Source organism: Streptomyces sp. 13-12-16 (assembly GCF_002114215.1).
Lineage (GTDB): Bacteria > Actinomycetota > Actinomycetes > Streptomycetales > Streptomycetaceae > Streptomyces.
This window is the reverse complement of record NZ_NCTE01001318.1, coordinates 1-368: the sequence shown is the minus strand read 5'-3', so window position 1 is coordinate 368 and position 368 is coordinate 1. Positions and strand designations below refer to the sequence as shown.

The following is a 368-nucleotide window of genomic DNA, read 5'->3' as shown; positions in this document are numbered from 1 at the left end:
AACCGGCGAAAGCCGCAAAAACGCCGCATCCCTTACCGCACGGGGTCGTTTGGACATACGTGCACGCATACGACGTTCCCCACCGCCAGTCCCTCGCCTCGGTCCCCGCACCCGTGCGCCCGGAACGGGACTCCCGGAGCGGCCTCTCGGCCACGCCGATCTACGACGCCCTCTACACCGAGTACGTCAAGTCCTTCCGTTCGCTGCCGGGTGACCGCAGCGGCGAGGAGGAGCTGGGCTTCACCGCCTTCGGGAACATCCCGCGCGGCGCGGGCTCGTACGGCGGCCGCAGCCCGAGCACGTTCGGCGCCTCCCTCGTGGGCGGTGCCCACGGCGCGGGGGCGGGCGGCGGCCGGCAGGGCGCCGGG

1 protein-coding gene is annotated in these 368 nt (G+C 73.1%); it reads left to right on the top strand.

The annotated features are described in order from the left end of the window. Positions 1-59: 59 nt before the first annotated feature. Positions 60-368 (top strand): hypothetical protein (locus tag B7767_RS47025; protein ID WP_085576258.1); only part of this gene is annotated, 309 nt, incomplete at its 3' end.